Origin of the sequence: Collinsella sp. AM43-1 (assembly GCF_003467925.1) — a bacterium.
GTDB lineage: Bacteria > Actinomycetota > Coriobacteriia > Coriobacteriales > Coriobacteriaceae > Collinsella.
Genome location: NZ_QSFR01000018.1, coordinates 20907 through 36878, shown reverse-complemented (window position 1 = coordinate 36878; position 15972 = coordinate 20907). Strand labels below are relative to the sequence as shown.

Genomic DNA, 15972 nt, shown 5'->3' with positions numbered 1-15972 from the left:
CTTATGGGGGAACCGTGTGAACTGCGCAACCTTTTACCTTTGATTTCTTGACATTTGAACATTGATTTCCCTACAATCTTCAAGCTCACGTGTCTATATCTGCGTCCGCGCCCCCGCGGACACTCGAAATGCAGCAGGAGGAACTTAAGATGAAGCGTACGTATCAGCCTAATAAGCGTAAGCGTGCCAAGACCCATGGCTTCCGTGCCCGTATGGCCACCAAGGGTGGTCGTGCCGTGCTCGCCCGTCGTCGCGCCAAGGGCCGCAAGCGTCTCACTGTCTAGCAGCGATACACACATCTCGCATGAAGACTATTAAGTCTCGGCAAGATTTCGAGCATGTGTTCAGTCAGGGGCGTCGTTTCAATCACCCTCTGATTCGAATGACCATATGTGAATCGGTTGGCGAAGGCGACTCCGGAAGGGTCGCCTTCGTTGGTGCTAAACGGCTCGGTTGTGCTGTCGTGCGCAACCGTTCTAAGCGTGTGATGCGCGAGGCCGCCCGCAGCTGTGGATTTCCCGTTGCGGGTTATGACATCATCTTGTTCGCAACTCCCAAGACGAGGGTTTCCTCGCCGCAGGAGATGGACAATGCATTGCGTTCGCTTATGAAACGCGCCGGCGTTGCCGGGGAGGAGCGATGAGCAATCACGTTTTGCGACGTGTTGCCATCGCTCCTATTCGCATATATCAACAGGTTATTTCGCCCTTATTGCCTGACGCCTGCATTTATTACCCAACGTGCTCGCAATACGCCGTCCAGGCGATTGAGAAGTACGGTGTTTTGAGAGGCTGCTGGCTTGCCGTGAGGCGCATCGCTCGCTGCAATCCCCTGCACGTCGGCGGTTATGACCCTGTGCCCTAGCGGGCACTCGCTATCGGAGGAAAACTTACATGTGGGATTGGATCGTTAACATCCTTTTCGAGCTGCTCAAGCTCATCCAGACCTTTGCGGTCGACTGGGGCCTGTCCATTATCATCCTGGTGGTCATCATCCGTCTGCTGCTGACGCCGCTTATGCTCAAGTCGACTAAGTCGACGGCACGCATGCAGGTGCTGCAGCCCAAGATGCTCGAGATCCAGGAGCGCTATGCCGACGATCCCCAGCGTCAGGCCGAGGAAATGCAGAAGTTCTACAGCGAGAACAAGTTCAACCCGATGGCTGGTTGTCTGCCGCTGTTGATTCAGATGCCTGTCCTGTTCGCCCTATTTACGCTGCTGCGTAACCTGCCGGACTACTTTAACGACGGCACGTTCTCGTTCTTTAATATTCTGCCCGACCTGACCACCACGCCGAGTGCCTCCTTTGCCGATGGCTTTATGGTCGCGCTGCCTGCGCTGGTCTGCCTGATCCTGTTCGCTGTCCTGACCCTGATTCCGCAGCTCTATATGTCGCGCAACCAGACCGGCCAGCAGGCTCAGAGCATGCGTATGATGGCCGTTGTCATGACGGTCATGATGCTTTGGATGGGCTGGAGCCTTCCCGTTGGTGTTCTGCTGTACTACGACGTCTCGTCTGCTTGGCAGGTTATCCAGCAGATTTTTGTGACGCAGAAGGTCATCGACAAGGCGAAGGCCGATGAGGAGGAGCGCCTTAAGAACGCGCCGCTGCAGGTTGAGGTCACTCGTCGCGAGAAGAAGCCGCGCCCGCACAAGAAGAAGTAGTGGGATATCAATCTTATTTAGGTACCTAACTTTTGGAGTACGTTATGTCTGAAGAGATCATCGAGGATATGCTTGAGGAGGTTGCCCCGCAGGTCGCGGGCGATTATCCCGAGATTGCACAGCGCTACAAGGCTGGTGAAGAGCTGACTGATGAGGAACTCGACACCATTGCCGATGTTGCGATTTCTATTCTGCGTTCCATCCTTTCGCACTTCGATGCCGCCAACTCTCCTATCGATGAATATGAAGGCGATGAGGGCGAGTTGATTCTGGATGTAACTGCTCCTGATCTTGCTGTTCTCATTGGTCGCCATGGACGTACGCTTGATGCCCTTCAGGTTATGTTCTCTCTGCTGGTTAGCCGTAAGCTCGGCTTTAGGTATCCGGTTGTAGTGGACGTCGAGGGATACAAGAGCCGCCGTCAGGACAAGGTTGCCTCCATGGCTCAGTCTGCTGCCGAGCGTGCCATCCGCACTCATAAGAGTGTTTCGCTTCCGCCCATGAATGCCTACGAGCGCCGACTGGTTCACATTGCACTTCGTGGCAATGACGCCGTCGATACTCATTCTGAGGGTTCTGACCCCGATCGCCATGTGGTAATTGTTGCTCGTTAATCCACTCGAGCTTATGCTAAGGGGACGTGGTTTCCACGTCCCCTTTTTTTGTCAAAAGTTCTCGATACACTGATTTTTGTCAGAAAGGAGCTTTCGTTGTTAGTACTTACTGATCAGCAGGCTGACAAGATGTTGAGTCGTCTAACTTCCTATTGCAAAGAGTATTCCTTGAGCGTAACTGATACTGAGCTGAGGAAATGTATTCAACATTTGGATTTGGTTCTGGAAACAAATAAGACAACCAATCTCACCCGTATTCTTAACATAGAAGATGCTGCGGTACTTCATATCCTCGACTCACTTGTTTTGCTCCCCTATATCAATAAGGCTCCTGAGGGAGCTTTGCTCGATATGGGAACAGGTGCGGGCTTCCCTGGTATTCCGTTAACCATAACCACGCATCGTAAAGCTACTTATATTGACTCTGTTGGTAAGAAGGTTGATGCTGTCAATTCTTTTGTTGATGTTCTTGGATTGAAACATGCTCATGCGGTTCATGATCGCCTTGAAGAATATGCTCGAAGCCATAAGAAGCAGTTTTCTGTCGTAACCGCCCGCGCACTTGCCCCTCTACCGATTCTTGTTGAGTATGCTGCTCCGTTCCTCAAAGACGGAGGGCTATTTGTTATCACCAAGGGTAATCCTTCCGATGAGGAGCTTGCTTCCGGCATGTCAGCAGCTAAGATTTGCGGCTTCACTTTGCTTCTGAATGACGCAATCGATTTGCCTGAGGGCTTGGGCCACAGGGAGTTCATTGTTCTTAAAAAGAGTCATCCGGCATCCGTTTCATTGCCTCGTGCAAATGGCATGGCAAAGAAGAATCCGCTTGCCTAGATGTTTCACGTGAAACATAATGGATACTAACAACATGCAGTGTTTCACGTGAAACATGGCGGTTGATATCGAATCGGAATGTTTCACGTGAAACATCCTCCGTTTGACAGCTTTAATACACACCAGGAGGGACCGTGGGATTTCGCGACGTTAAGCGTTCTAAGAGCGCAAAAGACACGCGTATCATTGCAATCATCAATCAAAAAGGCGGCGTCGGTAAGTCAACGACGGCTGTGAACCTTGCAGCAGCACTGGGTGAGCAGGGTCGTAAGACACTGATTGTCGATTTTGATCCGCAGGGAAACAGCACCAGTGGATTTGGAATTGAAAAAGAAGACCTTGATCGCTGCATCTATGATGCATTGTTGAATGATGTGCCGGCAGAATCGCTTGTTCTTGATACAAATTGCAAAAAGGTATTCGTAATTCCAGCTACGATTCAGCTTGCAGGTGCCGAAATTGAGCTCGTAAGCGCAATTGCTCGTGAAACCCGCCTCAAAGATTTGCTTGAGCCGATTCAGGACGAGTTCGATTTTATTTTCATTGACTGTCCTCCTTCACTCGGCCTGCTTACTATCAATGCCTTGACCGCAGCAGACAGCGTTTTGATTCCGATCCAGTGCGAGTACTACGCACTCGAGGGCGTTACGAAGCTGCTAGAGTCAATGAAGATGGTCAAATCACGTCTGAACAAGGGCTTAGACACCTATGGTGTGCTTATGACCATGTATGACTCGCGTACTTCTCTATCGAATCAGGTTGTTGAGGAGGTTCAATCGTACTTTGGTGATAAGGCATTTAAGACGCTAATCCCCCGTACGGTTAAAATCTCCGAAGCTCCGTCTTTTGGAGAACCGGTAATTACCTATGCACCTCAAAATAAGGGTGCAAAAGCGTATATGAACCTTGCAAAAGAGGTGATCAAGCGTGCCTAGTGTAAAGAAACGTGGCGGATTGGGACGTGGACTCAATGCTTTGGTCTCAGAGGCCGAGTATGAGACCGGTGGTTCTGCTGTATCTGCTTCAAATGCCGCATCTGTAACAAAACTACCTATTGAGGATATCGTTCCCAACCCTAATCAACCGCGAATTCATTTTAATGAAACTGAACTTCGCGAGTTGAGCGAGTCAATCCAAGAGCATGGCGTTTTGCAGCCGCTCTTGGTTCGCAAGCATGGAAACGGCTATGAGATCATCGCTGGTGAGCGTCGGTATCAGGCATCAAAGCTTGCTGGTCTTGAGGAACTGCCTGTCATCATTAAAGATGTTAATGATGAAGAGATGCTGGCTCTTGCTCTTATCGAAAACCTTCAGCGTTCTGATCTGAATCCCGTCGAAGAGGCTAAGGGCTATCGCCAGCTTATCGATGCCAGCGGTATGACCCAGGAGGCATTGTCGAAAGCAGTAAGCAAGTCACGCTCTGCAATTACAAACTCGCTGCGCCTTCTCGATCTCCCCGAAGTAGTTCAGCAGATGATTTTTGAGGGTAAACTTACTGCTGGACATGCACGTGCGATTCTTGCAGTTCCCTATGAGGACGCGCGAATTCGACTTGCAGAGAAGGTTGTTGCGGAGGGCCTTTCCGTAAGAGCGACAGAAAATCTTGCTCCATTGTTTTCTGCCGGAGAGACAACTAAGACGCCACGGCCTGCAACGCCTCAGTCTTTTAAAAAGGCTGCGCGTGTACTTCGTCAGGTATTTAATACCAACGTTCGTGTGAAGAGCTCGCGTGGAAAGAATAAGATTGAGATTGAGTTTAAAGACGAGGAAGAGCTCTCTCGTATTCTTGGTGAAATGATTCAGTTTGATCAAGGAGGCCAAGATGAGGAATAAGATTTTTACTGCGATTGCATTGGCGACGACTGTCGCGGCTGGTGCCTTTGCTGGCTATAAGATCGCGACAGACGATGAACTTCGAGGTCGTTTGCTTCGTGGCGCGCAAGATATCGTTGATACGTCAAAGAAGAAAATGGATGTTATGACAGAAGATGTTGCCATGCGCACTGCTCAGGTAACGAAAAATCCTAAGATTAATCAAGGTTGGGTTAGCAACCAATGGGAAAATGTAGGCTATTAGGTACCTAACAATTACCCTGCATATTTTAAGGGGTCCTTGTCTGATTCATGAGACAAGGGCCCCTTATTTTGTCCGTAAATAATGGGAAAGGTAGCAGCTGGTCCAAAATTGATGTCAATAATGAAACGGCCCCGGTTGCATATCCTGCAACCGGGGCCGTTCGATGTTTCACATGAAACGTTTTGGAGTAAGACTCCCCTATGCGTTCTTCTGAACTTTGAAGCGCTGTTTCAGCTGTCCGCAAGCGGCGTCAATATCGTTACCACGGGAGTTACGAATCGTGGTCTCGATGCCACGGGACTCAAGACGACGCTGAAGATCCTCAACCTTATGAATCGGCGACGGCTTGAGCGGGCTGCCCTCGATGTCGTTTAGTTGAATCAGGTTAACGTGGCACAGCGTTCCCTCGCAGAAGTCGCAGAGTGCCTGCATCTCGGGATTCGTATCGTTGACGCCTTCGATCATGGCATACTCATAGGTCGGGCGGCGGCCAGTCTTCTCGGTGTAGAGCTGAAGCGCTTCGTGAAGGCGAAGCAGCGTGTACTTCTTAACACCGGGCATGAGCTTATTGCGCGTCGACTGGATGGCGGAATGCAGGGAAACGGCAAGCGTGAACTGCTCGGGGATGTCGGCAAATTTGCGAATACCGGGAATAACGCCGCTGGTAGAGACGGTGAGGTGACGAGCGCCGATACCGATACCATCGGGGTCGTTGAGGATACGCAATGCCTTGAGAACCTCGTCGTAGTTGGCAAACGGCTCGCCCTGGCCCATGAAGACAACGCTTGTGGCACGCTCGCCAAAGTCGTTGGATACATGAAGCACCTGGTCGACGATCTCTTGAGCGGTCAGAGAGCGCTTGAGGCCGTTGAGACCGGTAGCGCAAAACGCGCAGCCCATGCCGCAGCCTGCCTGGGTGGAAACGCAGACGGAAAGTTTGTTACGACGGGGCATGCCGACAGTCTCGACGGAAATGCCATCGTGGTACTCGAGCAGATACTTGCGCGAGCCATCTTTGGAAACCTGCTTGGTGAGTTCAGTCGGCGTATCAAAGGCAAAAGCCTCTTTAAGCTGCTCACGGAAAGCCTTGGGAAGGTTGGTCATATCGTCAAACGAACAAACGTTCTTCTCAAAGACCCATTCGATGAGCTGCTTCGCGCGGAAGGCGGGCTGGCCAAGTTCGGCCACGAGCTCGCGAATATCGTTTTGGCTCAAGTCGCGAATGTCCTGAGATTTAGTCTTGGGATTCATGGAAGCCTTTCGATTTTGGGGAAACGTAGAGGGTATCGCTACAATATGGTATCAGCTGCAGAAATTATAGAGGAGGAGTCTGCCCATGCCGGGTAAAAGCCTAGAGAACATGCACGTAGCGGTCTTGGCGGGCGGTCATTCCGCCGAGCGCGAGATCTCGCTCGATTCGGGAAAGAACGTTGTGGTGGCACTGAAGGAAGCCGGCTACACCTCGGTGGAGCTGCTTGACACGGCCGCTGATGACTTTATGGTAACCATGGCGACCGGCGGATTCGATGTGGCATTTATCGCCATGCACGGCGCCGGCGGTGAGGATGGCGCCATGCAGGGTGCCATGGAGACCATGGGTATCCCCTACACGGCCTCGGGCGTACTTGCCAGCGCCTGCGGTGCCGACAAGGAGGTCTCTAAGCTCCTATACGCCAAGGCGGGCATTCCCATTGCCCCCGGCCTTGCGCTCGAGGTGGGCGACGAAGTCGATATCGATCATATCGTCGAGGTTTGTGGCGAGCGCTGCTTTGTGAAGCCGGCCGTCAACGGTTCCAGCTATGGCATTTCCCTGGTCCATGAGCCCTCCGAGCTGCCCGCGGCAATCGCCAAGGCGTTTGAGTACGGCGACAAAGTGCTGGTCGAGAAGTGCATCGAGGGTACCGAGGTCACCGTCGGCGTATACGGCGAAGATGACGTGCGCGCCCTGCCGATTGTCGAGATTCGTAAGCCCGAGGACTGCGAGTTCTACGATCTGGACGTGAAGTATGTCGACCCTACGGATATCCATCGCATTCCGGCGCAGATTTCACCCGAGAATTACGCTCGCGCTCAGGAACTTGCCTGTGCCGCTCACAAGGCCCTCGGTTGCCTGGGTATCTCGCGCAGCGACTTTATTGTGAGCGAGGACGGCCCCGTTATCCTCGAGACCAATACCATTCCCGGCATGACCGATACGTCGCTGTATCCGGATGAGATCCGCCACACCGACGACATGACGTTCCCGCAGGTCTGTGACAGCCTGATCCGTATGGGCCTTCGTCGAGCGGGCATTGCATGCTAATCGAGGACGCGGTTTCGTCAGGAACGCCGCAGTTTGTCATCGACTCCTATGCCACGCTTGCCGACCGCGCCAAAACGCAGTCCTTCGGCCTTATCGAGGAAGATGTGATTATCCTCGATACCGAGACCACGGGTCTTTCGGTGCAGGACAACGAGCTGATCGAGATCTCGGCGGCCCGTCTTTCGGGCCGCGAGGTCGTCGACCGCTTCGATACCTTCGTGCATCCCAGGCAGCTGATTCCCGCCGAGATTACCGAGCTCACGAGCATTACAAATGCCGATGTTGCAGATGCCCCGTCGGCGGTTGAGGCCGTCGCCGCTCTCGCCGATTTTGTCGGTGGCTGCCCGGTGATCGCACACAACGCCACGTTCGACCGCTCGTTTATCGAGTCGGTCAAAGGCGGCGTCAACGTGAGCGATATTTGGATCGATTCGCTGGCGCTGTCGCGCATCGCGCTTCCGCGCCTGGCCTCGCACAAGCTGTCTTTTATGGCCGATCTGTTTGGCTGCGACTCGGTATCACACCGTGCCAATGCCGACGTCGACGCCCTGTGTGGCGTATGGCGCGTGTTGCTCGTGGCGCTCACCGACTTGCCCCAGGGCCTCATGGCGCGCCTAGCCGACATGCATCCGGACGTGCCTTGGTCCTATCGTCCTATCTTCTCATTCTTGGCAGGGCAGAACCCTGGTTCCATCTTCTCTCTCAGCGCCGCTCGTGCTGACGTTCTCAAGGCCGATCGCGCCGACGATCGGGTGGACGCCGATGAACTGCCGGTTCTCAAGATGCCGAGTCGTGAGGAGATCGAGGCAGACTATGCGCCAGGTGGCCTGGTCAATCGCATGTATCCCACCTACGAGCCGCGTGATGAGCAGATCGCGATGGCGCTCGAGGTCCGCGATGCGCTGGTCACGGGCACTCATCGAGTAATTGAGGCAGGCACCGGCGTCGGCAAATCGATGGCCTATCTGGTGCCTTTTGCCGAGGCAGCACGCCGTAACAACATCACGGTTGGTATTGCGACCAAATCGAACAATCTTGCCGACCAGCTCATGTACCATGAGCTGCCAAAACTTGCGGAGCAACTGGACGGTGGTCTGTCATTTTGCGCTCTCAAGGGGTATGACCACTATCCGTGCCTGCGCAAGCTTGAGCGCATGAGCCGCGGCCAGGTCGAGATTACCACCAAGCGCGATCCGGCGGACACGCTCACGGCGGTCGCGGTCATTATGGCGTACGTCTGCCAATCAGCCGATGGCGACCTCGACTCGCTCGGCATTCGGTGGCGCAGCGTCAACCGTCCCGACTTTACGACGGCCTCGCGCGAGTGTGCTCGTCGCCTCTGCCCGTTTTTCCCTGATAAATGTTTGGTCCACGGCGCTCGCCGTCGTGCGGCGCATGCCGATGTGGTGGTCACCAACCATTCCCTGCTGTTCCGCAACGTCGCGGCCGAGGGCAGGATTTTGCCGCCGATTCGTCATTGGGTAATCGACGAGGCCCATTCCATCGAGCGCGAGGCGCGCCGTCAGTGGGCGCGCGTGGTGTCGGCGGACGAATCACGCGTCCTGTTCGAGCGCCTGGGTGGCTCGAGCACCGGCGCGCTAAGCCAGGTTTCCCGTGATTTGGCAACCTCCGAGGGCTCTACGCTCTATCTGGGCCTTACTGCCAAGGCGACGTCGACGGTTGCCCGCGCGAGCATGGCAATCGCCGACGTGTTCGATGGCGTTCGCGAGCTCGGCCGCCGTGCGCGTGGGGGTTATGACAATGCCAATCTATGGATTGGCCCCGAGCTGCGCGAATCAGACGACTGGCATGATTTCTTACAGTCGGCCTACACTGGCATCGACGCATTGGAACAAGCTGACAAGAGCGTCGACGCGCTGGTGCAAGCCGTCGCCGCCGACAAGCCCGAGGTTGTTGTCGACCTGGGTGATATCTCGCGCCGCCTGCACGAGCTGGCCGAGAACCTCAAACTCATCATTGATGGCACCGATGAGCACTACGTGTATTCGCTGCAGGTCAATCGCAGACTTCGTGCCGGCGGAGAGTCGATGACCGCAGAGCGCATCGACATTGGCGAGGCTTTGGCAACCGAGTGGCTACCCGAGGTTCACACGGCTATCTTTGCCTCGGCGACCATGACGGTGTCCAAAAGCTTTGAGCACTTTAACCATGCGGTCGGCCTTGATCGCATCGGTGCTTCAACGTCGTCATCGCTGCACTTGGATTCGAGCTACGACTTCGATTCGAACATGGCTGTAGTCGTTGCGGGCGATATCCCCGATCCGCGCGATCGTGAGAGCTATCTTACGGCGCTCGAGCGCGTACTGGTCGACGCCCATCTTGCCATGGGCGGATCGGTGCTCACGTTGTTCACCAATCGGCGCGACATGGAGGACCTATACGCCCGCGTTGAGCCCAAGATGGCCCGTGCGGGTCTGGAGCTCAACTGCCAGCAGCGCAACTCATCTCCTCGTCGCCTGCGCGACCGGTTTATCAACGAACCGACCTCGTCGCTTTTTGCGCTCAAGGCCTTCTGGGAGGGGTTTGATGCCAGCGGCGAGACGCTGCGCTGCGTCATCATTCCCAAGTTGCCGTTCTCGAGCCCCACGGACCCGCTCTCGTGCGAGCGCAACCTGCGCGAAGACCGCGCATGGGCGCGCTATTCGCTGCCCGAGGCGGTGCTCGAGGTTAAGCAGGCCGCGGGGCGTTTGATTCGCTCGTCGACCGATAGCGGCGTGCTGATCTTGGCGGATCCTCGCCTGGTGACGAAGGGCTATGGCAAGAAGTTCTTAACGTCGCTGCCCACGAGCTCCTACCAGCGCATCGAATCGGCGCAGATCGGGCACTATCTACAGCTGTGGCGTGCACGCCACGAGCGGCGGCGCTAAAGCGGACAGACGAGGGTTTTTGCCATATCGCACAGACGCTTTGACAGGGCGGGGTCATCCAAGATGCGGATGGCTCCGCCCGCTGCGATTATCTGGCTCAGCAGCCAACGCTCGGAGCCGTAATGTACGGTTACCGTTGCCATGTCTGTCCCGCTGCGTTCGATTAGGGTGATGCCGGCCCAGTCCAGATGCTCCGCCATATCGAATGGCATCAAGAGCTTTGCGCTACGCTGCGTCCGGGCAAGGGAATCGTGGAGGGATGCAACGTCCGGTGCGTGAGGCACGACGGAGTCTTCCGTCAAGGCGAGTCCCTCGATTTTATCCATGCGATAGGTGCGCTGCTCATCGACCGCGATGTCCCAGGCAATCAGATATGTTTGGTCGCCGTTTGCTGTAATGCGCAAGGGGTCGACCAGACGCTCGCGTGGCCGCGCATCGTCCATCGAGCGATACGAGATACGACAGCGAACGCCGTCCTGAATGGCGCAGCTCAGCTGCTGCCAGTGCGACCCGTGGTTGACGGTGTCAAAGACGTGCTGGTTATAGCCGAGCTCTTCGGGTAGAAGAGCATGTCGAATTCGAGCCGCCGCCTGGGGCTCGATCCCCAACGATTCAAGTTCGTGGTTGAGCACAGCGCCCTCGGCGGCACTCAGGCGCAGCGGTAGTACACGCCCGGCGTCACCGGTGAGGACCACGCGCTCGCCGTGGCATTCGCAGATGATACGCGCACCCGATTCTCGGTCCGCGAGCGTCGAGACGATCTCGAGAATCTCGTCGAGCGACGCCCCCGTGATGTCAAAGCGACTGCAAATCTCGGTTCGTGTCATGCCGCTCTCGCCGGCGGCGTAGAGGGCCTCCATGATGTCGATGGCGCGCGAGAGCCTCTGCTCGCTGGTGAGTTTACGCACGGGCATGCTCGTGCACCGTCCTTTCAATGAGGTGGTTCCACGCCTGCTTGAGCGATTTGGGGGCCATGGGCCTCATGCCGTCCATGGCGTGGGCCATGCAAAATGAGGCGGCGGCTTCAAGATCTCGCACGTCAACGGTCCAAGTCCATCCCGAATCGGTGTGTGCGAGCTCACCTCGCCCGCGCGTGAGGCCGTTGATCATATCGATCTGCGTCTGCGGGGCGAACGAGAACGTAGCCGCAACGGGCGGGCGGTCGGCAAAATCGAATTCAAAGAACAGGTAGTCGCTGAGGTTGAAGTCCGCAGGGATAACGTAGGCCTTCGAAGGACGCCAGGCGCGAACGATACGGTCGCAGCGGAATGTCCTGATGTCGTCGGTGACATTGTCGAGGCCGCAGAAGTACGCCATGCCCTCGCGCTCGAACATGCCGTAGACGCAGACGGTACGTTCTTTCTGCTCGCCGCGTCCGTTCTGATATAAAAATCGCAGCGCGCACCGCTCGGCAAAGGCGCTCCATACCGCATCGACGGTGGGAGAGCGCCAGACCGGCGCATCGTCCACCGCCGACATGCCGGTGAGGTAGGCAATCTTGGAGCGAATATCGGCAAGCGGCGCGGCAAAGGTGGATGAGCCGGCCGCTAACGTCTGGTCGATGGCGTTGAGCAGGATATCGGCGTCGTCTGCGGTGATGAGGCCGCCTGCAGCAAACGTGTGCTCGCGGTCGATTGTCCACGAGCTTTCCTCGGTCTCCTGCGCACCGGCGGGGCGAACCTCCTTGATTAAGATGCCACGCTCGAGCAGTTTGTCACGATCGCGCCGAAACTTGCGCTTATCCGAGTCAATGTTGCCCGAGCCATATCCCAGGTCAGAATCCAAGACGATCTGCTCGGTCGTCAGCGGTTCGGGGGAGCTGCTGAGCACAAAGAAAAGATTGAGGATACGCTGAGCCGTTTTATCGAAACTTGGCTCCGAATTTCCCTTTTTAATTGTCGCGGTCGCGTCGCTTGCCGTCATAGAGTCCTCGCATGGGAAGGTGGTTTGCTGCCATGATTTTAGTCCGATATGGAGATTAGGCTATATCCTTGTCCGCTCGGGGCGTTAAGATGGCCCGAATTCGGTCGTTTGCGCTCGCTCGGGGTATACTTTCGACTATATACGGTTCTAATGTGCAAGCATTGGGCCTATTTGTCGGATTATGGATGTGGAGCGCACATGGCGAACACCCAGAACTATATTAACCACCTGCTGCAGAACACCGGCATTACGCCGGCATGCAGCGAAGAAGAGCGCCTGGCTGCCGAGGATATCGCTCAGATCTTCCGCAACCACGGCTTTGATCCCGAGGTTCAGGAGTTCAATGCCCCGGCGCCCAGTAGATTGGCATTTGCCGTTACTGGCATCCTTGCGTTTGCCGGCGCCCTGCTGATGGGCATCGGCGGCGGTATCGGCTTGGTCGGCACCTTACTGGCCATTGTCGGTGCCGTGCTCTACGTGCTCGAGCGCACGGGCCACCCCGTGGTTTCGCGCCTGGGCAAGACGGGCGTGAGCCAAAATGTCATCGCCTACCACAAGGCCTCGGGCCCGCTTGCGTCTCCGCGCAACCGCCCGGTGGTCGTTGTCGCACACTACGACTCTCCCCGTGCTGAGCTGCTCGCCCGCGAGCCTTATGCTTCGTATCGTGCGCTCATTGCCAAGCTGTTGCCCGTTGCCACGGTTGCCCCCGCTGCCGTTGCCATCCTGCGTATCCTGCCGCTCCCCGGCGCGCTCAAGGTTCTGCTGTGGATTGTCGCGATCCTCGCTTCCCTCGTTGCACTTGTCAACGCGGCAAACATCATCTCTAACCGCCACATTCTTCCCTATACGTCCGGCGCGGTGTGCAACAAGTCTTCTGTCGCCGCTATGCTCGGCGTTATGGACAACGTTGCTCCCTTCCAAGGCGAAAACGAGTTTCCCGACGATGTTCCGTTCGATACCTATTTTGGGGAGCAGAAGCGTCGTGCCGAGGAAATGGCGCGCGCGGCGGCGGAGTATGCCGCGGCCCAGCAGCAAAACGACTACGGCAACACCATCGAGTATGAAGAGCCTACCTACGCCGAGGACGAGTTCGGTCAGCCGATTGCTCCCGACGCTCCGGCCGAGCCCGAACAGGGTGAGGCTTTCGACGAGCAGATCGAGGGCTTTGAGGGTGCGTCTGCCGACGAGACGCTGATTGGCGCCATTGTGCCCGAGGATCAGAATCAGGCTGTCCAGGCCGAAGAGTTCAATGACGAGGTTCCCGCTGCCGAGCCGGCGGAGGAGCCTGTCGCGGCCGAGCCCGAGCTCAAGCTCTATCGCAATGCCGCCGGCAACATCCGCTTTGGTTCGGATGCCATCCGTGCGCTCGGAATGCTTCCCGAGTCCTGCACGCTCGATTACGAGGAGGGCGAGGAGCCGACGTTTGAGGCCGAGCCTGCTCCCGTCGTGACGGCGCCTGCGCCCGTTGCCACCGTGGATGATGAGTCTGCCGTGGTTACCGCTGCCGTTGCCGAGCCCGAGGCAGTGTCCGCGATCGATCCCGCGGCAGGACTGGACATTTTGGCTCCCGCCGCGCCGGCGCAAGACGTTGCGGACGAGTCTGACGACGATTACGTTGAACAGCCGAGGCGTGCGTCTTACGAGAGCGATACTGATTTCTCGGCCGAGATTCCCGCGGCAACGCCCCATGCCGATATTGCATCCGCGTTCTCTTCGATTGGCGCCGGCGCTTCCAACTTCTTTAAGGGTGCGCTTGCAAAGGGCAGGAAATTTGTCGACGATTTCGAGGAGAAGCGCGCTGCCGCACGCGAGGCTGCCGAGCAGGAGGCTATCGCTCAGCAGCAGGCAGCCGAGGCGGCACGTGAGCGCGCGGCGCAAGAGTTCGAGCAGGACGAGGCTATGCAGTCCGTGCCCGTCGACGCTGCCGAAGCTACGACGTCCTTTGAGTCCCAGCAACCGGCGTCCGCGGATGTTGTTGAGGCAACAACGTCTTTCGAGGCTCAGCAGCACGTCGATAGCACCATGTCGTTTGATGCCGCGAAGTTCGATTCCACGATAACGTTTGAAAAGCAAGGCACCGCGATTGCCGAGCCCCTTCCTCCTTCCGATGAGCAGGACGACGCGGCAGACGATGACGAGCCCATTGATGCTGCCGCAATCCAAGATGCCGCCGAGGACGAGCCCGTCGAGGCCAACTCTGACGAAGAGCAATACGCAACAGCCGAGCAAGATGATTCGACCGAGGTCGAGCAGGAGGAAGTGCCTGCGGTTTCCGAGGCTCCCGAGACAGATGAGTCGAGGCCTTACTCCACGCAGATTTTCACCATGCCGACCCCGAGTGGTTCCGGTGCCACGGTTGCCGATGTTGCTCCCACCCAGGACGAAACGGTCGATTCCCTTATGGCCCAGATTTCCTCCCAGGCATCGCCGCGTCCGCAGATGAATGTTCCCGATCCGGCGTCAGCTCCGTCGCCTGCACCTTCCTCGTCTCCGCTGGCTTCGGTCCCCGATCCGTCGCTGCCGTCGATGAAGCAGGCAAACGTTGCGTCTCGCACGTCGCTGTTCGACCTTCCCGACCCCTCCGCACAGGTCAACGACCCCTTTGCTACCGCTCAGGGTCCCGAACCCACATCGGCACCCGTTGCGCCTCCTATGCCCGTTGCGTCGGGCGCTCAGCCGATCGAGACCATTTCGGCTCCCGCCCCGGCGGCACCCAAGTCTCGCAAGCGCGGCCTGGGCGGCCTGTTCGGTCGTAAAAAGAAAAACGAACAGGACAGCATGAGTGATTGGCTGGGCGTCGAAGACGATTACGATGCCAAGAAGTCCGGTCGCGGCATCGGTTCGTGGGATAATTTCGAGGACGATAACGATGGCTGGAAGGGCGGCGCTACGTCTTCCGACGGCGCTTCTTCCGAAGATATGCTTTCGGCTGTCGCCTCTATGGGTGACGATGAGCTGCTCGGTCACGATATCTGGTTTGTGGCAACGGGCGCCTCGGATTGTGATGGCGCCGGCATGAAGGCCTTCTTGGCTTCGCATCGCGATAAGCTCCGCGGCGTATTCTTCATCAATCTTGAATCCGTCGGCGCCGGTAGGCTTTCGGTGGTGACGGTTGAGGGCGAACGGCAGCTGCTCAAGGGCGATCGCCGCATCATGAACCTGGTCAGCAAGGTGTGCAAGTCGTTCCATGTCGATTGTGGCGCGCTCGAGATGCCCTATGCCAAGACCGATGCCTACGCCGCGCTCGAGGCGAGCCGCCGAGCCCTCACCATCGCCGGCGTGGACGGCACGCGCCTGGCTTGTGCTCGTACCGAGGACGACCTGCCCCACAATGTCAACCCGACGAACATTGCCACGGTATCCGAGGTCGTGACCGAGGTTATCCGCCGTTCGTAGACGGAGCTCTAAGGAGTCAACGTGTTTTCGTATATTAAGCGCCATTGGCCTGTCTACGTGATTTTGACCTTGATTGCCATTGCGTTGGGGTTTGGAGCCGCCTATATCGTGGGCGCGAAGGGCTCGACCCCCGCCTCCGCAATCAGCGAAGAGGTGGAGCAAGAACAGAGCACGGGTGCCGATGGGATTCATGAGTCCGAGCAAGCAATCGTTGATGGTGGATCTTCGTCTGCAGAGTAGATACGGCGATTTAAATGATTGAAAGCGGGCGAGC

Annotated in this window: 16 protein-coding genes; 13 read left to right on the top strand and 3 right to left on the bottom strand. The window is 56.8% G+C overall.

Features of this window, described 5'->3' with window-relative positions:
• Positions 1 to 149 precede the first annotated feature (149 nt).
• The 9 genes from rpmH (at position 150) to DW925_RS08410 (ending at position 5189) form a co-directional block, all read left to right on the top strand.
• Positions 150 to 284 (top strand): 50S ribosomal protein L34, encoded by a 135-nt coding sequence (gene rpmH / locus DW925_RS08450; RefSeq protein ID WP_019127408.1) that lies wholly within the window; start codon positions 150 to 152, stop codon positions 282 to 284.
• A 20-nt stretch (positions 285 to 304) separates the two neighbouring features.
• A complete protein-coding gene (gene rnpA, locus DW925_RS08445; RefSeq protein ID WP_082435526.1) occupies positions 305 to 643 on the top strand; it encodes a ribonuclease P protein component in 339 nt (112 codons plus the stop codon).
• Positions 640 to 864 (top strand): membrane protein insertion efficiency factor YidD, encoded by a 225-nt coding sequence (yidD, locus tag DW925_RS08440; RefSeq protein WP_022093804.1) that lies wholly within the window; start codon positions 640 to 642, stop codon positions 862 to 864. Before rnpA ends, yidD begins: the two co-directional genes overlap by 4 nt.
• Before the next feature lie 29 nt (positions 865 to 893).
• Positions 894 to 1664 carry a YidC/Oxa1 family membrane protein insertase gene (locus DW925_RS08435; RefSeq protein WP_055251326.1) on the top strand — a complete coding sequence of 257 codons (771 nt, stop codon included), beginning with the start codon at positions 894 to 896 and terminating at the stop codon, positions 1662 to 1664.
• Positions 1665 to 1708: 44 nt separating this feature from the next.
• Complete coding sequence (locus tag DW925_RS08430; RefSeq protein ID WP_022093802.1) at positions 1709 to 2278, top strand: R3H domain-containing nucleic acid-binding protein; 570 nt, start codon at positions 1709 to 1711, stop codon at positions 2276 to 2278.
• Between the two features lie 168 nt (positions 2279 to 2446).
• Complete coding sequence (gene rsmG, locus DW925_RS08425; protein ID WP_233502312.1) at positions 2447 to 3112, top strand: 16S rRNA (guanine(527)-N(7))-methyltransferase RsmG; 666 nt, start codon at positions 2447 to 2449, stop codon at positions 3110 to 3112.
• A gap of 134 nt (positions 3113 to 3246) precedes the next feature.
• Complete coding sequence (locus DW925_RS08420; protein WP_117584022.1) at positions 3247 to 4047, top strand: ParA family protein; 801 nt, start codon at positions 3247 to 3249, stop codon at positions 4045 to 4047.
• A complete protein-coding gene (locus DW925_RS08415; protein ID WP_199408909.1) occupies positions 4040 to 4945 on the top strand; it encodes a ParB/RepB/Spo0J family partition protein in 906 nt (301 codons plus the stop codon). Before DW925_RS08420 ends, DW925_RS08415 begins: the two co-directional genes overlap by 8 nt.
• A complete protein-coding gene (locus DW925_RS08410) occupies positions 4935 to 5189 on the top strand; it encodes a hypothetical protein (protein WP_099432405.1) in 255 nt (84 codons plus the stop codon). The genes DW925_RS08415 and DW925_RS08410 overlap by 11 nt, the downstream gene beginning before the upstream one ends.
• 198 nt (positions 5190 to 5387) lie before the next feature.
• Here the strand turns inward: DW925_RS08410 and rlmN are convergent, their stop codons facing one another.
• Positions 5388 to 6440 carry a 23S rRNA (adenine(2503)-C(2))-methyltransferase RlmN gene (rlmN, locus tag DW925_RS08405; protein WP_117634727.1) on the bottom strand — a complete coding sequence of 351 codons (1053 nt, stop codon included), beginning with the start codon at positions 6438 to 6440 and terminating at the stop codon, positions 5388 to 5390.
• Positions 6441 to 6525: 85 nt separating this feature from the next.
• Here rlmN and DW925_RS08400 point away from each other — a divergent pair, with 85 nt between their 5' ends.
• Both DW925_RS08400 and DW925_RS08395 read left to right on the top strand, forming a co-directional pair.
• Positions 6526 to 7491 carry a D-alanine--D-alanine ligase gene (locus DW925_RS08400; protein WP_117790805.1) on the top strand — a complete coding sequence of 322 codons (966 nt, stop codon included), beginning with the start codon at positions 6526 to 6528 and terminating at the stop codon, positions 7489 to 7491.
• On the top strand, positions 7485 to 10379 hold the full coding sequence (locus DW925_RS08395) for a helicase C-terminal domain-containing protein (RefSeq protein WP_117790804.1): 2895 nt from the start codon (positions 7485 to 7487) through the stop codon (positions 10377 to 10379). Before DW925_RS08400 ends, DW925_RS08395 begins: the two co-directional genes overlap by 7 nt.
• Here the strand turns inward: DW925_RS08395 and DW925_RS08390 are convergent.
• Positions 10376 to 11293 (bottom strand): YafY family protein, encoded by a 918-nt coding sequence (locus DW925_RS08390; RefSeq protein WP_117716220.1) that lies wholly within the window; start codon positions 11291 to 11293, stop codon positions 10376 to 10378. The genes DW925_RS08395 and DW925_RS08390 overlap by 4 nt on opposite strands.
• Positions 11280 to 12302 carry a YafY family protein gene (locus DW925_RS08385; RefSeq protein ID WP_117790803.1) on the bottom strand — a complete coding sequence of 341 codons (1023 nt, stop codon included), beginning with the start codon at positions 12300 to 12302 and terminating at the stop codon, positions 11280 to 11282. Before DW925_RS08385 ends, DW925_RS08390 begins: the two co-directional genes overlap by 14 nt.
• 198 nt (positions 12303 to 12500) lie before the next feature.
• On the opposite strand from DW925_RS08385, the gene DW925_RS08380 reads away from it, so the two are divergent.
• Positions 12501 to 15698 (top strand): hypothetical protein, encoded by a 3198-nt coding sequence (locus DW925_RS08380; RefSeq protein ID WP_117790802.1) that lies wholly within the window; start codon positions 12501 to 12503, stop codon positions 15696 to 15698.
• A gap of 21 nt (positions 15699 to 15719) precedes the next feature.
• A complete protein-coding gene (locus DW925_RS08375; RefSeq protein ID WP_117584015.1) occupies positions 15720 to 15938 on the top strand; it encodes a hypothetical protein in 219 nt (72 codons plus the stop codon).
• Positions 15939 to 15972: the final 34 nt, after the last annotated feature.